The organism is Staphylococcus sp. GDY8P131P (assembly GCF_017891975.1).
Lineage (GTDB): Bacteria > Bacillota > Bacilli > Staphylococcales > Staphylococcaceae > Staphylococcus > Staphylococcus nepalensis.
This window is the reverse complement of record NZ_JAESKF010000001.1, coordinates 39,161-55,555: the sequence shown is the minus strand read 5'-3', so window position 1 is coordinate 55,555 and position 16,395 is coordinate 39,161. Positions and strand designations below refer to the sequence as shown.

18 protein-coding genes are annotated in these 16,395 nt (G+C 31.3%); 6 read left to right on the top strand and 12 right to left on the bottom strand.

Features of this window, described 5'->3' with window-relative positions:
* Positions 1 to 58 precede the first annotated feature (58 nt).
* Together KA894_RS00265 and KA894_RS00260 are read right to left on the bottom strand one after the other, a co-directional pair.
* Complete coding sequence (locus tag KA894_RS00265) at positions 59 to 1,618, bottom strand: SLC13 family permease (RefSeq protein WP_096808882.1); 1,560 nt, start codon at positions 1,616 to 1,618, stop codon at positions 59 to 61.
* A gap of 130 nt (positions 1,619 to 1,748) precedes the next feature.
* Positions 1,749 to 2,837: a glycosyl hydrolase family 28-related protein gene (locus tag KA894_RS00260; RefSeq protein ID WP_096808881.1), complete on the bottom strand. Its 1,089-nt coding sequence runs from the start codon at positions 2,835 to 2,837 to the stop codon at positions 1,749 to 1,751.
* Positions 2,838 to 2,975: 138 nt separating this feature from the next.
* On the opposite strand from KA894_RS00260, the gene KA894_RS00255 reads away from it, so the two are divergent.
* From KA894_RS00255 to KA894_RS00245, 3 genes are all read left to right on the top strand, one after another.
* A complete protein-coding gene (locus tag KA894_RS00255; RefSeq protein WP_096808880.1) occupies positions 2,976 to 3,527 on the top strand; it encodes a cysteine hydrolase family protein in 552 nt (183 codons plus the stop codon).
* A 54-nt stretch (positions 3,528 to 3,581) separates the two neighbouring features.
* Positions 3,582 to 4,508 carry a manganese-dependent inorganic pyrophosphatase gene (locus tag KA894_RS00250; protein WP_096808879.1) on the top strand — a complete coding sequence of 309 codons (927 nt, stop codon included), beginning with the start codon at positions 3,582 to 3,584 and terminating at the stop codon, positions 4,506 to 4,508.
* A 148-nt stretch (positions 4,509 to 4,656) separates the two neighbouring features.
* Complete coding sequence (locus tag KA894_RS00245; RefSeq protein WP_115342071.1) at positions 4,657 to 6,036, top strand: aldehyde dehydrogenase; 1,380 nt, start codon at positions 4,657 to 4,659, stop codon at positions 6,034 to 6,036.
* A 57-nt stretch (positions 6,037 to 6,093) separates the two neighbouring features.
* On the opposite strand, the gene pglS is transcribed toward KA894_RS00245, so the two are convergent.
* Positions 6,094 to 7,131, bottom strand: a complete 1,038-nt coding sequence (gene pglS, locus KA894_RS00240) for a 6-phosphogluconolactonase (RefSeq protein WP_107644471.1) — start codon at positions 7,129 to 7,131, stop codon at positions 6,094 to 6,096.
* A gap of 349 nt (positions 7,132 to 7,480) precedes the next feature.
* On the opposite strand from pglS, the gene KA894_RS00235 reads away from it, so the two are divergent.
* Positions 7,481 to 7,897 carry a YolD-like family protein gene (locus KA894_RS00235; RefSeq protein WP_096808876.1) on the top strand — a complete coding sequence of 139 codons (417 nt, stop codon included), beginning with the start codon at positions 7,481 to 7,483 and terminating at the stop codon, positions 7,895 to 7,897.
* Positions 7,898 to 8,262: 365 nt separating this feature from the next.
* Here the strand turns inward: KA894_RS00235 and KA894_RS00230 are convergent, their stop codons facing one another.
* Positions 8,263 to 8,433 carry a hypothetical protein gene (locus KA894_RS00230; protein ID WP_017723456.1) on the bottom strand — a complete coding sequence of 57 codons (171 nt, stop codon included), beginning with the start codon at positions 8,431 to 8,433 and terminating at the stop codon, positions 8,263 to 8,265.
* A 439-nt stretch (positions 8,434 to 8,872) separates the two neighbouring features.
* On the opposite strand from KA894_RS00230, the gene KA894_RS00225 reads away from it, so the two are divergent.
* Positions 8,873 to 9,913 (top strand): C45 family autoproteolytic acyltransferase/hydrolase, encoded by a 1,041-nt coding sequence (locus KA894_RS00225; RefSeq protein WP_103373735.1) that lies wholly within the window; start codon positions 8,873 to 8,875, stop codon positions 9,911 to 9,913.
* A gap of 93 nt (positions 9,914 to 10,006) precedes the next feature.
* On the opposite strand, the gene KA894_RS00220 is transcribed toward KA894_RS00225, so the two are convergent.
* The 3 genes from KA894_RS00220 to KA894_RS00210 are packed head-to-tail and all read right to left on the bottom strand — an operon-like array spanning position 10,007 to position 11,987.
* The gene (locus KA894_RS00220; protein ID WP_103373734.1) at positions 10,007 to 10,858 is read right to left on the bottom strand and encodes a DUF4097 family beta strand repeat-containing protein; all 852 of its coding nucleotides are present in this window, start codon (positions 10,856 to 10,858) and stop codon (positions 10,007 to 10,009) included.
* Entirely contained in the window at positions 10,855 to 11,415 is a 561-nt protein-coding gene (locus KA894_RS00215) for an HAAS signaling domain-containing protein (RefSeq protein ID WP_096808873.1), read from the bottom strand. Before KA894_RS00215 ends, KA894_RS00220 begins: the two co-directional genes overlap by 4 nt.
* 50 nt (positions 11,416 to 11,465) lie before the next feature.
* Entirely contained in the window at positions 11,466 to 11,987 is a 522-nt protein-coding gene (locus tag KA894_RS00210) for a hypothetical protein (protein ID WP_115342070.1), read from the bottom strand.
* Positions 11,988 to 12,150: 163 nt separating this feature from the next.
* On the opposite strand from KA894_RS00210, the gene KA894_RS00205 reads away from it, so the two are divergent.
* Complete coding sequence (locus tag KA894_RS00205; protein WP_103373598.1) at positions 12,151 to 12,711, top strand: thioredoxin family protein; 561 nt, start codon at positions 12,151 to 12,153, stop codon at positions 12,709 to 12,711.
* A 77-nt stretch (positions 12,712 to 12,788) separates the two neighbouring features.
* Here KA894_RS00205 and pmtD read toward each other — a convergent pair whose 3' ends face one another.
* Genes pmtD through pmtR form a run of 5 tightly spaced genes read right to left on the bottom strand, consistent with a single transcriptional unit; the run spans position 12,789 to position 16,350 of the window.
* The gene (pmtD, locus tag KA894_RS00200) at positions 12,789 to 13,517 is read right to left on the bottom strand and encodes a phenol-soluble modulin export ABC transporter permease subunit PmtD (RefSeq protein ID WP_096808870.1); all 729 of its coding nucleotides are present in this window, start codon (positions 13,515 to 13,517) and stop codon (positions 12,789 to 12,791) included.
* Positions 13,517 to 14,389 carry a phenol-soluble modulin export ABC transporter ATP-binding protein PmtC gene (pmtC, locus tag KA894_RS00195; RefSeq protein WP_103373597.1) on the bottom strand — a complete coding sequence of 291 codons (873 nt, stop codon included), beginning with the start codon at positions 14,387 to 14,389 and terminating at the stop codon, positions 13,517 to 13,519. The genes pmtD and pmtC overlap by 1 nt, the downstream gene beginning before the upstream one ends.
* An 18-nt stretch (positions 14,390 to 14,407) precedes the next feature.
* Complete coding sequence (gene pmtB / locus KA894_RS00190; protein WP_096808868.1) at positions 14,408 to 15,070, bottom strand: phenol-soluble modulin export ABC transporter permease subunit PmtB; 663 nt, start codon at positions 15,068 to 15,070, stop codon at positions 14,408 to 14,410.
* Positions 15,071 to 15,085: 15 nt separating this feature from the next.
* Positions 15,086 to 15,973 (bottom strand): phenol-soluble modulin export ABC transporter ATP-binding protein PmtA, encoded by an 888-nt coding sequence (gene pmtA / locus KA894_RS00185; protein ID WP_115342069.1) that lies wholly within the window; start codon positions 15,971 to 15,973, stop codon positions 15,086 to 15,088.
* A complete protein-coding gene (gene pmtR / locus KA894_RS00180) occupies positions 15,970 to 16,350 on the bottom strand; it encodes a PSM export ABC transporter transcriptional regulator PmtR (protein WP_096808866.1) in 381 nt (126 codons plus the stop codon). Before pmtR ends, pmtA begins: the two co-directional genes overlap by 4 nt.
* Positions 16,351 to 16,395 lie beyond the last annotated feature (45 nt).

The window sequence follows — 16,395 nt, the reverse complement described above, 5'->3', positions numbered from 1 at the left end:
CCCACTGGGTCTCTTTTTGTTAGGTTAGCGTAACACCGTTATTTTATAAAAATGCGATTTATTTTAATGGTAATGGTTTGGTTACATCTATACCTAATACTGGAGGCACTAAGAAATAAACAACTAACACGATAATAACAATACTTAATATGTTGACCCAAAAACCAACTGATGCCATTTTTTTAATACTGATTTTTCCAGTACCGAAGACAATTGCGTTTGGCGGTGTTCCAACTGGCAGCATGTACGCACAGTTAGCTGCCATCGCTGCTGGGACCATCAGTAATAGTGGATGCACATTTACAGCGACAGACAATGTAGCAAGTATTGGTAAAATCATAGTTGCAGTCGCAGTATTGGAAGTAATTTCTGTTAAAAACAGCACAAATATTGTAATCACAAGCACTATAATTAACGGGCTCACACCTTCGATTAGCTTTAATTGCTCGCCTAACCATTTCGCTAAGCCACTTTCAGAAATACCCTTAGCAAGTGCTAAACCACCGCCAAAGAGAATTAACACGCCCCACGGCAAATCCTTAGCAACATTCCAATCAATAATTCGGGTATGTTGTTCTTTATTTTTAGCAGGTATCAAAAATAACAAAACAGCAATAAACATTGCAATCGTACCGTCCGCTACTTCTGAAGTAAGCGACCAATTTTTCAATAAAAACTCTCTGCTGATCCATAATAAGCTGGCTAAAATAAAAACAGCTTGAACTACTTTTTCTTCATATTTCATTTTACCTAATTCATCTAGTTTTTTTCTAATTAAATTTTGACCGCCTGGTAATTCTTTCATATCATGTTTGAAAGCGACATAGCGCAAATATAGCCACACTAAAACAAGTAATATAATAACGGTTGGCACACCAATTATCATCCATTTAGCAAAACTGATTTCTTCACCAAAAGCTGATTGATATTGCCCTTTTAAAATAATGAGTGGCGGTGTCCCAATAAGTGTACCTAAACCACCTATCGTACCCGCATAACCAATAGCTAACACCATAGATTGTTCGAATTTACTAATGCTCGTGGCATTCATTTGTTCACCTTTTAACTCATTAGCCTCTTTAATAATTGCCAAGCCAATTGGAATCATAATCATAACCGCTGCTGTATTTGAAACAAACATAGATAAAAAGCCCGTTGCAATCATAAATCCTAACAATATTTTCCCTGTGCTTGTGCCTAAAATACTAATAATTGTTAAAGCTACACGTGTATGTAAATTCCATCTTTCCATAGCGATTGCTAAAATAAATCCACCTAAGAATAAGAATATAATATCGTTGCCATATTGAGCAGATACTTCTTCTGGACTGAGCACATGACCAACAGGTAATAAAACGAGTGGCAATAAACTAGTTGCTGCTATCGGTATTGCTTCAGTAATCCACCAAATAGCAATCCAAATTGTAATAGCAAGCACGAAAACACCTTTATTTGATAAATTTTCAGGCTGAAAAATCAATAATGTTAAAATAAATAGTAGCGGTCCTAAAATTAAACCTACAAATTGCCCTGCATTATACGGTTTCTTTTCTTTGTCTTTAGAAAAGAAAGTTAAATACTGAGAACGCCTCATTTCCCCTTTGCTTTTATCACTCATAATGTTCCCCCTTATTTCAGATGTTTTCTGAATTTTCTTAAATTATCACTCTATAACATAATATAATTCTAATTAGATTTCAATATTATATATTAATGTTTTAACTCAGAAATGTGAAACTAAGCGACGTTTAAATTGATTTCACATTCACTTTTTTAATTTTTATATTTCCTTGACTTAAAAGATGCAAGTTCTGTATATCTTTCAAATATAAGGTTTGAGAGCTATAACCAAAATCATTTTGAGCGATTAAAACACGATTGTGCTTTATATTATTGTAACTTTGGATACGAATTGCATCTTTAGCCATATAACCCAAAAATTGGTTACGATAAATATATAAATTCTTTCCTGCTTGCGTCGGCCTTACATTCCCTTTGAGATCTTGTGCATTTTTGCCATCTTTGACTGCTAAAAAACGTAAACCGCCCACGCAATTTTTAAATACATTATGATGCACAAATATATCTTTAGATTTTAAAGGTGTGAGCGCGTATTGGTTCATGCCTTCAAACGTATTAAATCGAATATGAATATTTTCGTAAAATTGATTATACCTGCTTGCATGAGAGCCAATCGCCCTGTTCCATGCATCCATATGAGGCGTTTTAGAACCTCCAAAATAGCAATTTTCAATCACTACATTTTTAGTTATTGTCCCATCAGTAGCGCCAAACTTAGGAAAAGCGCCTTTTACTTGGATATCTAGTTGTACCGCTTCAGAAAATGGGCGTGTACCATTATTATCATTAAATCCTAGGAATTGACATCTATTGATATATAAACCGTTGATTCCACATGCATCAAGTGCGTGACCCCCAACCACATCTTTAAATGTGACGTTTATGATTTGAATATCTTCTGCGTGCCCCATACACATTGCAGTATTGTTATACGGATATTGATACCCATTCATATCAAATGTACCTCCAGCAATATGTATATGCCCATTACCATCATATCCATAATAAGATTTTAACCAGTTTCCATTTTTCAATAATGTATCTTTACCTACTCTTTTTAATACCGCTTCATCATCCAGTATTAAGGTCGTGGAATCATATATTACCAGTGGTCTATGTATATGATACTCCCCTTTAGGGACATAGATTGTAGTATGTTTGTGTTTTTTAGCATATTTTAATGCTTTTTGCATTGCACGTGTATCTGCTCGTTTGTCCTTTCCTTTCAAACCAAATTGTTTAGCATTAATCCGCATTAATCCACCTTCCTTCTCAATTTCATACTCTATAATAAACTAATACAAAGTTTCTTAAACGCTTTATTTGCATCTTTATTGATTTACCTACTTAAGATATAATGGCTGTAATCTAAAATTTTGGGAGTGTTACATAATATGAAAAATAGCGCACTTATCATTGTCGACTATTCAAATGATTTTGTGGCTGATAATGGTAAATTAACTTGTGGCCTTCCTGGTCAACAAATTGAAAATTATATTATCGAAAGAATTGAAGCTTATAACAATAAACAAGCTAATATTTTTTTCCTTATGGATTTACATTATGAAGAAAATACGTATCATCCAGAAAACAAACTTTTCCCTCCTCATAATATAATAGATACTACAGGAAGAGAACTTTATGGCAAAGTAAATGATATTTATCAAAATATCCTGTTTAACGATCATGTACATTATTTAGATAAAACACGTTATGATTCTTTTTGTGGTACGCCATTAGATATTATGTTACGCGAAAGAAACATTACACATTTAGAAATTGTCGGTGTGTGTACCGACATTTGCGTACTCCATACTGCTATTACTGCATATAATTTAGGATATTCTATTTCAATCTCTCATAAAGGCGTGGCGTCGTTTAATCCAACGGGCCATCAATGGGCTTTAGACCACTTTAAAAATTCTCTAGGTGCTGAAGTAGAATAACAATACAAAATCATGATAAAATATAACTAAATATAAAATAAGGAGAATTTAAACATGGCAAAAACTTATATTTTCGGGCATAAAAATCCAGATACAGATGCAATTTCATCAGCGATTATTATGGCAGACTTTGAACAACAAACAGGAAATGCAGAGGCAACACCTTTTCGATTAGGTGAAATAGGTCCTGAAACACAATACGCATTAGATCAGTTTAAAGTTTCAACGCCAGCATTATTAAGCGATGACTTAAATGATCAAAACGTCATTTTAGTGGACCATAATGAATTCCAACAAAGTGCTGATACAATCGATAAAGCATCAATCAAACATGTAGTCGACCACCACAGAATTTCTAACTTTGAAACTGCAGCACCTTTATACTACCGTGCTGAGCCAGTAGGTTGTACTGCAACAATTTTATACAAAATGTATAAAGAACGTGGATTTGAAATCAAACCAGAAATCGCTGGTTTAATGATTTCTGCTATTATTTCAGACAGCTTATTATTTAAGTCTCCTACTTGCACACAAGAAGATATTGAAGCTGCGGAAGCATTAAAATCAATTGCTAATGTTGATTTAGAAGCGTATGGTTTAGAGATGTTAAAAGCTGGAGCCTCTACAACTGATAAAACTGCAACTGAACTATTAAATATGGACGCAAAATCATTTAACATGGGTGACTATATTACACGTATTGGACAAGTTAACACTGTAGACATTAACGAAGTATTTGAACGCCAAGAAGAATTAGAAAAAGAAATGTTAGAAGTTAGTACAAATGAAAAGTATGATCTTTTTGTATTACTTGTAACTGATATAATCAATAGTGACTCTAAAATTCTAGTTGTTGGTGCAGAGAAAGATAAAGTAGGTTCTGCGTTTAATGTTCAACTTGAAAACAATACCGCTTTCCTTCCAGGTGTTGTATCACGTAAAAAACAAGTTGTACCACAAATCACGGAAGCTTTGAGTTAGTTCAACACAATAATTTTAAATAACTATGTTAAATTGAAAACTTAAATATTTTACTAAACAGCAAAACTGGGACATAATTGTTATGTTCCAGTTTTTTATCAACTATTTTGAGCTATCTAAATCGCCAATATACTAGGAGGAATAATATTTGAATTTAATAGAACAAACTTTCCACAATAGTAAACAATATTTTAATACTCATGAGACTAAATCTCTTAAATTTAGAAAAAAACAACTTAAACAGTTAAGCAAAAGTATTAAAAACTATGAAAATGAATTACTTGAAGCTTTTCAAAAAGATTTAGGTAAAAACAAAGTAGAAACATATGCAACAGAAATTGGTTATACATTAAAAAGTATTAAATTAGCTCGTAAAGAACTTAAAAATTGGTCAAAAACCAAACAAGTAAATACGCCATTATATATGTTTCCTACTAAAAGCTATATTATGAAGGAACCTTATGGCACAGTCTTAATTATCGGTCCTTTCAACTACCCTTTCCAATTGCTCATAGAACCATTAATTGGTGCTATTGCAGCTGGTAATACTGTTATACTCAAACCTTCTGAATACACACCAAACGTATCAGAAATAATAGAGAAAATAATTACAGATGCATTTGCCCCTGAGTATATTAGTATTATTCAGGGAAACGCTGAAACTACACAATCTTTACTTCAATTACCTTTTGACTATATTTTCTTTACTGGTAGTGAACAAGTTGGCCACATTGTTTATAAGGCAGCAAGTGAACATTTAACACCTGTTACTTTAGAACTCGGCGGAAAATCCCCGGCCATCATTGACGAAAGTGCTAATATCAAAGTGGCAAGTGAACGTATTAGCTTTGGTAAATTTACGAATGCAGGCCAAACTTGTGTTGCACCGGATTACTTACTTGTAAATCGTAAGGTCAAAAATGAGCTCATTAGCGCGTTAACAAAAACAATCACTGAATTTTATGGAGAAAATATACAGGAAAGCCCAGATTATGGCCGTATTGTAAACGAGAAGCATTTTAACCGTTTAAGTGAATTGTTAAATATCCATAAACCTGAAATAAGTTTTGGCGGTCAAACAGATGCTGATGAAAATTATATTGCACCTACTATTTTAGACGGCATTACCATCAATTCAAAAATTATGGATGATGAAATTTTCGGTCCATTATTGCCAATTATAACTTATGACGATTTTAACGAAGCTATTGATTTAATACGCACTAAACCTAAACCGCTCAGTCTTTATTTATTTAGCGAAGATGAAAACAGTTCAGAACGTGTCTTAAACGAACTATCCTTTGGTGGAGGCGCAATAAACGATACTTTAATGCATTTAGCAAACCCAAACTTACCATTTGGTGGTGTTGGTGCTTCTGGTATAGGAAAATATCACGGTAAGTATACTTTCGATACATTTAGCCATGATAAATCATATATTTTTAAATCTACACGGCTTGAATCAAGCTTACTTTTCCCACCTTATAAAGGGAAATTCAAGTATATTAAAGCCTTTTTCAATAAATAATATTAAAATATAAAAGTCCGAAAACTAAAATTTAGCTTTCGGACTTTTATATTTTTATTATTGTAAAAACTGAACACAAACACCTTCTGGTGCAGTGTATTGACCATCAGATTTTTCTAATTTTCCAGTCACTTTATCTCGTTTAAATACAGTTAGCTCATAACCATCTTCTTGGTGTGCACAAACTAAGAAATCATCTGTCTCAGTAATATTAAAATCGCGGGGAAATGCTCCTCCACTACCCACTATGTCTACTAAGGAAATTGTGGCTCCGTTATCTCCTATTTTAAAAATTGCGATACTGTCATGTCCTCTATTACTAATATATAGGAAGTTTTGATCATGAGATAATCTTACCGCAGCTAACTTTGTAGCACCTTCAAAATTTTCAGGAATCGTTGCATGGCGTTCAATTTCCGAAAATTCACCATTCTTGTACTGCATAACACTTACAACATTAGATAATTCATGAACTACATAAGCAATTTCACCATTTTCATGAAATGTAATATGTCTTGGTCCATCACCTGGTTCAAAGTCAAATACGGCATATTCGCTATAACCTTCTTCACCAAATTCATATGTTATAAGCTTATCAGTACCTAAATCCATTGCTACAACATACTGTTCATCTGGTGTGGTATCTAAATAATGAACATGAGGTTGCTCTTGTCTTTCTAGAGGACCTGTAGGATAATCATGTGCTAATTCTTGGATTAAACGAACCACTTCACCCGTAATTGGATTTGCTTCATAGATACGAGCAAGCCCTGCACCATAAACCGCTTCAAAAACATATTTACCATCTGGCGATACTGAAACATAACATCCGCTACCTTTTGTGGAAGCTAAACATTTATTGATAAGACTGAGTTTGCCATCTTCTCCTATTTTAAGACTTGCAATGCCACAATCTTCCCCTTCTCGTGTTACAGCATATAAAAAAGCGTCATGTTGATTTACATATGTCGACGCTTCTAATTCATAACCCGTTTCCACTTCAGTAATCGTCCCCGTTTGTTCATCTAATTCAAAGCGGTAGACGCCCTTACCTTCTTTTTTTGTATATGAACCAATATATCCTATTGTTGTCATGTAAACCCCTCCATATTATGATACTTTCATTTTAATAAATATTACGAATAAAAGACAATATAATGTTTTTTATTGATAAACATACATATACATCGTTTAAATAATGTTTCTTCATAAAAACTCACCTTGCTTATTAAACCAAATGCTTATGTCATCCTATCATTTTCCATGATACATTTTAAACATTTCTTTAACCGTCTCCATTAGTTGAAAAACATTGTCATACTTATGATACCACTTTCAATGAAAATTTAACTATTACCTACTTTTGACAATAGATTTATAAATTTTTGAAAAATAACTTGCACAAACACGAACAAATGTTCTATTATGATATTGAGGTGATTTGATGCATTCAGATAAATACAATAATAAAGAAACAGATTACAGAAAAATTCCAAGAGAAAAACTAAACCCTAATATCCCACAAGGGCGTGGTATGGTTAAATGGGCCCCGTTCGCTACATTACCTGAGCAATTTGAAGCTATACAACAGCATATCGTAGATCAAAATAAAATTGACCGCCCTATTTTATCAGACGATCAATTAAATGAACTCAATAGTCAATTACACTATGCTTTACATAAAAATACACTTATCCACATAGAATATTACCAAGATGGTTGGTTAGAACATACCATCCTGAAAATTAAAAATATAGATATGGTTCATATGACGTTAAAAGGTCATGCATGTCATAATAACGAAATCGTTAAATTGTCTTTATTTGATATCATGCAAATCTCGCACGACACTAGGCATTAACTTTACTTCACATAGATTGAACCTATAAATTGCTTAATTCCTTCAATCAGATAAGCATTAACAACTTCGTTGAACGTTTTGAATATGTAGACATTCATACTGTATATGGAAGTCAGAAAGGAAACTATGTTGTCTTTTTAATTTTTTCTTCCTTAAGTAAAGAAGTTTAGGAAAAATCATACAAGAACTAGAGCGTTTGCATAATAACTGTCGGCCTTCATAAGCAGTAACCTCTTTAAAGATTAAAAGATTTATGCAGTGACATTTAATACCAGTCATCTAACATTTGTATCATACATAGCCTTGATTGTTTATCAGTATTTCAGACAAAAAAATAGAACACTCTAGGGTGTTCTATTAGTAAATTAATTATTTGATTCAATATCTGAAACAATTTCTTTTGTTTTACTTTCGATATCTTCAAAATCTTTTTTGAAAATATAAGCAAATACTACAGCACCGATGCCTGCTGCTAATGATACAGTAAGGATTGTACCAAATACAAATTTAAATAAACCTTTAATAAAATTCCACATTCTGTTTCACCTCAATAATTTATTAACATGTCTAATATTTATGATAGCACATTTAACTACATCAATAAATATATACCCATTTCCAAATATACTATTCTAAATATTTTTAATGTAATATTCCATATTCAAGACATAAAATAAATTATTATTAAATCTAAATCTGTTAAAACAATCGACACGAATATACTCACTACTATTTGAAGTTGACATTATACTACTATAAAATAATTGTAGATGTTAATTACCCCACCAAGTTGATATAGCATCTCTTAATTTTCCATAATAATTTAACATACTCATCACCTCATTCAACTAACATACAAATTTAGTTTTAAAAGTTATCCTTATCATAACTGTCGAAGTAACATAATACAATTAACGTGAGATTACAATGAAGTGACATTTTTGTAAGATTACACTTTAATATAGGAGTTTAGAAATGCAAAATATACAATCAGATATTTTAACACATCGTGGGTCCCACTTTGATTTAGGCGTAAAAACCGCCGAATGGATGCAACAAACGCCCATGCTTAAAAATAGAGAAAGCGAATGGAAAAAACGTATGCCTCGTTTTGATATCCATATCAAAGAGACTTACGATGTTTTTCAAACTTATGCCCCTCAAATTTGGGAAGAGATAAAAGGGATGCAAGAAGTTTTAAATCTTCCTACTAACCAAATGATACTTAATTTTGGACATTATCGTTTTACCCCGTTAAAAAATAGCGGCTGTACTGTATTCTTAGGTGAAGATTATATGGTACGCAATTACGATTATCACCCTGCTACATATGACGGTCGTTATTTACTATTTCAACCAAATGATGGCGGGCTAGCGCAGATTGGCCCAACATCTCGTATAACTGGGAGAATGGATGGTATGAACGAGGCCGGTCTAGCTATGGGTTACAACTTTATGCATCGTAAACATCCTGGCGATGGCTTTGTTTGTTATATGATAGGCAGACTCATTTTACAGTATTGTAAAAATGTGTCAGAGGCAATTCAACTTTTAAAGGAAATACCACATAGAAGTTCTTTTAGTTATATTGTCATGGATAAGCAACTCGCGTCTGCTATTGTAGAAGTTACACCGCGTTCAATTGATGTGCGCTATGATTCTACTTGCACGAACCATTTCAAACTTTTAACGCATGAAAATAGAAATTACACAAAAGAATCCGAAGAACGTTTAAAACGACTGGTCAATCATAAACCAACAAACTTAAATAAAGCAGACGCTTTTCAACTATTTAATGATCCACAGTACCAAATATACAGTAAATTGTTCAGAAGCTGGTCTGGCACTATACATACAAGTATGTATGAACCACAATCTTTAACTGCACAGATTGGAATAGGTCAAAATAGCTTTCCTACGAAAATAGATTTTGCAAAATGGCTTAAAGGCGATACGTTGTCTACCTACACTATTGCAGGTCACCTAGACACCGATTTAACATTTGCAACTTACTAAGTATTCCATATAAAAATATCTCCCTCTAAAGTTTTCACTTTTTTAGTGTCTACTTTAGAGGGAGCATTTCAATCCCTAAGCCTCTTTAAATTATTAATCGATATTAATATCTCCGTCATTTGTATATAACTCTAGAATATTGTCTCCGTTTCCTACTCTATCGTTCACAAAACGACTATTATTGATATTTGTTGTACCATGAACAGGGTATAATTTTAATAATATATTATTAGGTGCTTGTTTATAACTAATATTAATATCACCCTTTTTCGTAGATGCTTTAAAATTTGAATTAACATCTATATCTGATAAATATATATTACTGTGATTGGCTAACAGTACAGATTTCTGAATTAACGAGTTTTCACTTAATATTCTTGCATTTTCAGTTTTAATATCAGCATTTATAACTTCACTGTCATCGAGCTTTATTTGTGAGTTTACACCTTTATATAATAATTTTTCAAATTTAGTTTTGTCTATATTTACTTTACCACCATTTTTATTATTTTTAGATATTTCAGCTGATTTTATATTTAAATTCTTAATGTTAATAGAATTATAACTACTTGACAACTTAAGTTTATTTAATTTTTCTTTAGGTAAGGTGATTATTAAATGATCGTCAAACTGTCTAAAGGGGTTGAAATTTAAACCGTAGTGGTTTTCTAACTCCTTAGTTTCTTTTACCTTTAAAGTATTATCCACTTCTTTTATGTCAATATTTCTTTTACCTTTATATTTTATCGAAGTTTGGCCACCTGATTTAATTAAGACTTTACAATTTTCAGTCAATACATCTAAATTTTTAATATCATTCGTATTCAACACCTTATTAACAGTGTTCAATTTTTCATTTTGCTTTTCAAAACCGAACCAGGCAATACTTCCTATTAGGAAACAAATGATAAACAGCCCTAGTCCGCCTATAAATAATCGCTTCATAGATCTGCACTTCCTTTAATTGTTCGGATATTCCATCTTAGGTATTTTAAAATCAAGCGATAAACAAGCTGGCTCAACTTAGCAATAATCACAAACAACACGATACCTAATCCTGTAAAAGAAAAAGCAAAAAAATAATTACTAATTGCAAGGCTCATCATATGATTTAGTAATCCGTGAATAATTAATAATATGGGGCTGATTGTTAAGAAAAAAGCCACAAGCAATAAACCAAACATAAATACAGCCAATACCACCATTGGTAACAAAATAATAACTAACGAAAGAATCCCCATACCAAGGGATGCCATAATAGCTTTGACAATATTTTTAGCATTTGGTCTATATTCTGCAGAAACGATTGCATTTTTTACCATAATCTCTTTACCGATTTGCTTTGGGGATTCTAACGCGCCAATAATTTGATACTCATTTTTACCGTCACTTTCTTGTTCAAAAAAATATTGTTCATACTCATACATGATCTTGTCTCGCTCATTACGAGGTAGATTATGTAATTCTTGTTCTAGAGCATTTAAAAAAGTGATTTTATCCAAGTTATCTACCACCATTCAATTCGTAAAATTGAACCAAATTCTATTGCAATTCAAAAAATAACATACCTAAATGGAATGTCATTTTTAAAGTTACTTCTTATTGATTTCAATTTTTTTATTTTATTATCTTTATGAATGAGAGATAATTTTATTTGATTATCTTTATCCACATAAATAGTAGCCTTAAATCCATTACGCAATTTTTTCTCAATAAAATTTTTACCCAGATAGTTTTTTACATTTTGTATACGATTGTTAATTGAGGTGTTGAAATTCGTATTGATGCTCTGATCACTTATTAAAGTCATTGATTTAACCGTATCATTACTTTTATCAACTTTATAAATCAAGTCTGGCTGTGATTTTGTATAATAAATTTGATATTTTTTTAACATCACATCATCATTTTTAATATAATTACGAATATCAATCTGAGAATTAACCTTATTTTGATTAATCGTTAAACATGATAAATTTGTAGTTTGTTCATTTTTTAAATAATTAATTAGCATCCAAACCATTGCGGCCATTAATAAAAAAATAATAAATACCAAAGTTTTACGTCGTTTCAAAGTAGCTTACACACTCCATTATACGTAAACAATATAGCATACTCAGATAGTATTTTCATTTAAAACATATGATGAAACTTATCATTTTTCTGAGTATTAAAAATTTTCTTTCACTAACAATTGTTGCTATAATAATACCTAATAAATTAAAGGGGGAAAAACAATGACAAGTTTAGAAACTTATTTCAAAAACAGTCAACCGCTTGATCAATACATTGAGGATATGACTGAAAACCAAGAAAATGTACTATCTATTTATAATTCATTCTCAATTCCTCAAGATGATGAACGTCTTGAAAAAATTAAATCACTACCTTATAGCAAGGTGCTTGTTATCACGGAAGATTGGTGTGGAGATGCCATGATGAATCTTCCTATTTTGAAACATATAAGTGAAGCACTTCATTTTGAAGTGAGAGTATTTCACCGTGATGAAAACACAGATTTAATAGATCAATACTTAACGAACGGTACAGCTAGATCCATTCCAATTTTTGTTTTTCTTAACGATGAATTTGAACAACAAACTGTTTGGGGACCTCGTTCTAGACACGCACAGAACTTTGTTGATGAAACACGCTCAAAGCTACCTGCAAAAGATGACCCAACGTTTGACGATAAAGCTGCAGAAACACATGCAATTATCTCCAATCGTTACAAAACAGATTCACAAATGTGGAAATATGTCTACGACTCAATTTTAGATAAATTGATTACTAAATAACTAAAGACGTATGGATTGCGCTAATATAACCGCAATTCATACGTCTTTTAAAAAAATTTTAATTTCGGTTATTTATATTAAATATCTTTCTTAGATGCATAGAACAAGTTGATGATAAATAAAATAACAATAGAAGCTGATGTTATAAACCATTGCCAATTAGAAAACGTATAATCCCCAGTAGTTGTTTTCGATGTTAAATAACTAAATGGGATATATTTTAATGCATCTTGAATATTGTCTCCAATTTTTGGAATCATTGGTAAAAATGGTTCCGCAAACGGCACAATTAATACTAAGAAAATACCCAAAGTAAAGATAAGCGCTGTTTTAGGTACGATTAGCGCAAATAAATATAATAATAAACCAAAGAATAGATGAAACATTAAGAAAAACCAAAGTAATTCAAAGATTTTTTCAGTTTTAACATTTTCACCGTCTACAATACCTTGAACAATTAAAATGAAAATCACAAGTATCGCTGTTATTAATATTGCTATTAATATAATAGAAATTACTTTTGCAATAACATAACCTACACGGCTCGATGTCTTATTCATATACAATTGTATTGTTCCTTGAGATATATCGCGTGTAATGGTTTTAATTACAAAAAGCAAGCCCATAATTGAAAAGAACCAACTACCTATCGCAAGTAATGTATTTCCATTCATTTCGTCAGATTGTTGAACAAATAGAATTGTAAATCCAATCATTGGCAAAATAGTCAATAGTAACGCTAAATAAGTCAATGGACTTTTAAAAATACTAATCAAGTCATATTTTACAAGTTGAATGCTATTCATTATTGGCCGCCTTTCTGATTTATATTAAAGTAAGTATCACGTAAAGAACTTTTACGTGTCTCAATATATTTAGGGAATATTGATTTACTAGCCAGTCCTTTGAGGATATTTCTATAATTTTTTTGTGCTTTCAATATAATTTCTCCACTCTCTTTTTGTGACTGTAAAACATCAAAATGTTCATTTAAGTAAGCTAACCCTTCATCAAAATCTTCTAATTCAAGATGTAACACTGTAGAATCAGTGGGTGCGCCTTCTTTCATATCTACATCTTGTACAAAGGTACCATCCCGTAAGAATACAGCTCTATCACAAATTAATTCGATGTCTTCAAGTTTATGACTAGAGATTAATATTTTCATATCTAGTTCTTGTACGAGTGATTGAATAGTTGTTAAAACATCTATAGAACCATCCGGATCCATACCATTTGTTGGTTCATCTAAGATCAAATATTTAGGCTTATTCATCAAAGAAACTGCAATTGCTAACTTTTGTTTCATACCCATTGAATATTTTTTTATTTTCTTTTTTATATAATTGCGCATTCCAAAAGCATCAATGATTTGGTCAGCGTACTTTTTATCGAAGCCTTTGCCTAACACATTAGCGAACAGTTTCAAATTATATAAGCCAGACTTATTATCGTATAATTTCGGATGTTCAATTAAGTAGCCTATATTTTCTTTATTACTTAATTGTACCTCTCCTTTGTAATTAACAATATTGCCATTCATGACCTTCATCAGTGTTGTTTTACCTACACCATTTTTTCCTATTAAACCTACAATTTGACTATGACCGAAGTCAAAATCAATATGGTCTAATACATTATTGCTACCATACGTTTTCGTAATTTCTTTTAATTGCATAGTACGCCTCCTTTAAAATTAAGTTAATTTTCTATATTGAATTATATAATTTATCACAAAAAATATAATGCTTAGAGCTAAAAAGCCATAGTTAAAGCTATCTTTAAAATACTTAAAATGTTCAAAATTATAATTGAATAATAAGGAATATCCAATAATCATTATCGCAATTAAAAACGGAATAAAAATCAGCATACCTAATATATAAGGAATGAAAGAAATATATTCTGACTTTTGTTCAGTGTATTTCTTAAACCCTATTGGGATTGCAAATAAATTAATTGCAATATATGAGAAAGGCAATGTGAAATTAATATTAATTGCATCCTTTGAAAAATCATTATTTGTTGCACCATATAAAGATAAAATACCGGCACCAATTAAAGTGAAAATAATTACTGTGAGATAGTTGGCATTAAGTAAAGACAGTTTAGAAACTGGCAAACTGGCAAAAAAATGATATGCATGTTTATGTCCTAATTTACTATTAAATCGAAAGACATGACCAGAATCTAACACTGAAATGGCTACTAAAATCATTCCAAGTGTAGAGTATAATACTTTAGCTAAATTGGTATGATAGTCCAACACAAGCTGCAATGGAGACGCAACGAGTAAAACGGTATAAATAGCAATTGTCCATTTACGCAACTTAAGATTTCGAATAAGTAAATTTTTCATCTTAGACCTCCCGTATTATTCGTTTTCATAACGATCGTACTCATTATTTCGGGTCCCTTTTTCGAGATAAACCATTAAATCTTCAATTGTAGGAGTAGTAATTGTAACAGAATTCCCGAATATTTCATAAAATACATTGGCTTGTGTGGTTAAAGCAGTATATCCTGTTTTATTTCTTTCAAAATAATATGTGAGTTGAACTAACTCTTCATCAATTTGTTGAGGATCACCTTTAACAATTTGAAATTGCTTTAAAATATTATCTAAAAAATCACCTAAAGCGATGTGGCCATCTTTAATGTAAACTAAGTAATCCGCGATTTTCTCTAAATCTGAAATGATATGTGTGGATATAAAAACGGTTTTTCTTTCGTCAATTAATTCTTTTTGTATTATATCTAAAACTTCATTTCTAATAATTGGGTCTAACCCAGAAGTTGGCTCATCAAATATAAATAATTCAGCTTGATGGCTAAACGCAATCGCTATAGATAATTTCATCTTCATACCAGTTGAAAAAGTTTTAATTTTTTTATTAAAAGATAAACCAAACTTTTCAATGTAATACTTAAAGATCTCATGGTCCCAACGGCTATAAAAAGGAGCAATATAATTTTCAATTTTTTTAATTGTCCATTTATCATTAAGATATAATTCTGAATAAACAAAACCAATTTTATCTTTAATAGCTACAGCATTATTTTTCATTTTTTGATTAAAAATGAATATATCACCATCATGAGGTTCAATTAAATCCATAATCAACCTAATGATAGTTGTTTTTCCTGCGCCATTAGCACCAATAAATCCCGTTACAAAACCTTGAGGTACACGAAAAGTAATATCGTTCAATTGAAATGCTTTATGTTGATAATGAACATTTTTCAATTCTATAACATTCATTCTTCGTCCTCCTCATAGATTAAAGTAAGGATCTCTTGTAATTCAGACAATGACATCCCTATTGTCTTAGCTTCTTTACTCATCGATTTAGCTAAAGACTCTATGACTATAAACTGTTTTTCTTTTAATATTGAACTATCTTGTTCTTTTACAAATGTACCTTTACCTCTAATAGTAAAAACAAAACCATCCTTTTCCAAATCTTCATAAGCACGTTTTGTGGTAATCACACTCACACTTAAATCTAATGCTAACTCTCTCATGGATGGTAAATGTTCTCCAGGAACAACGTAGCCTTTTAAAATATTTTCTTTTATTTGTTGTTTAATTTGCTCATAAATCGGTCTTTCACTACTATTTTTCAAAAGTATTTTCATTAACGTCCTCCCCCATAACTGTATATATACAATATATACAATATA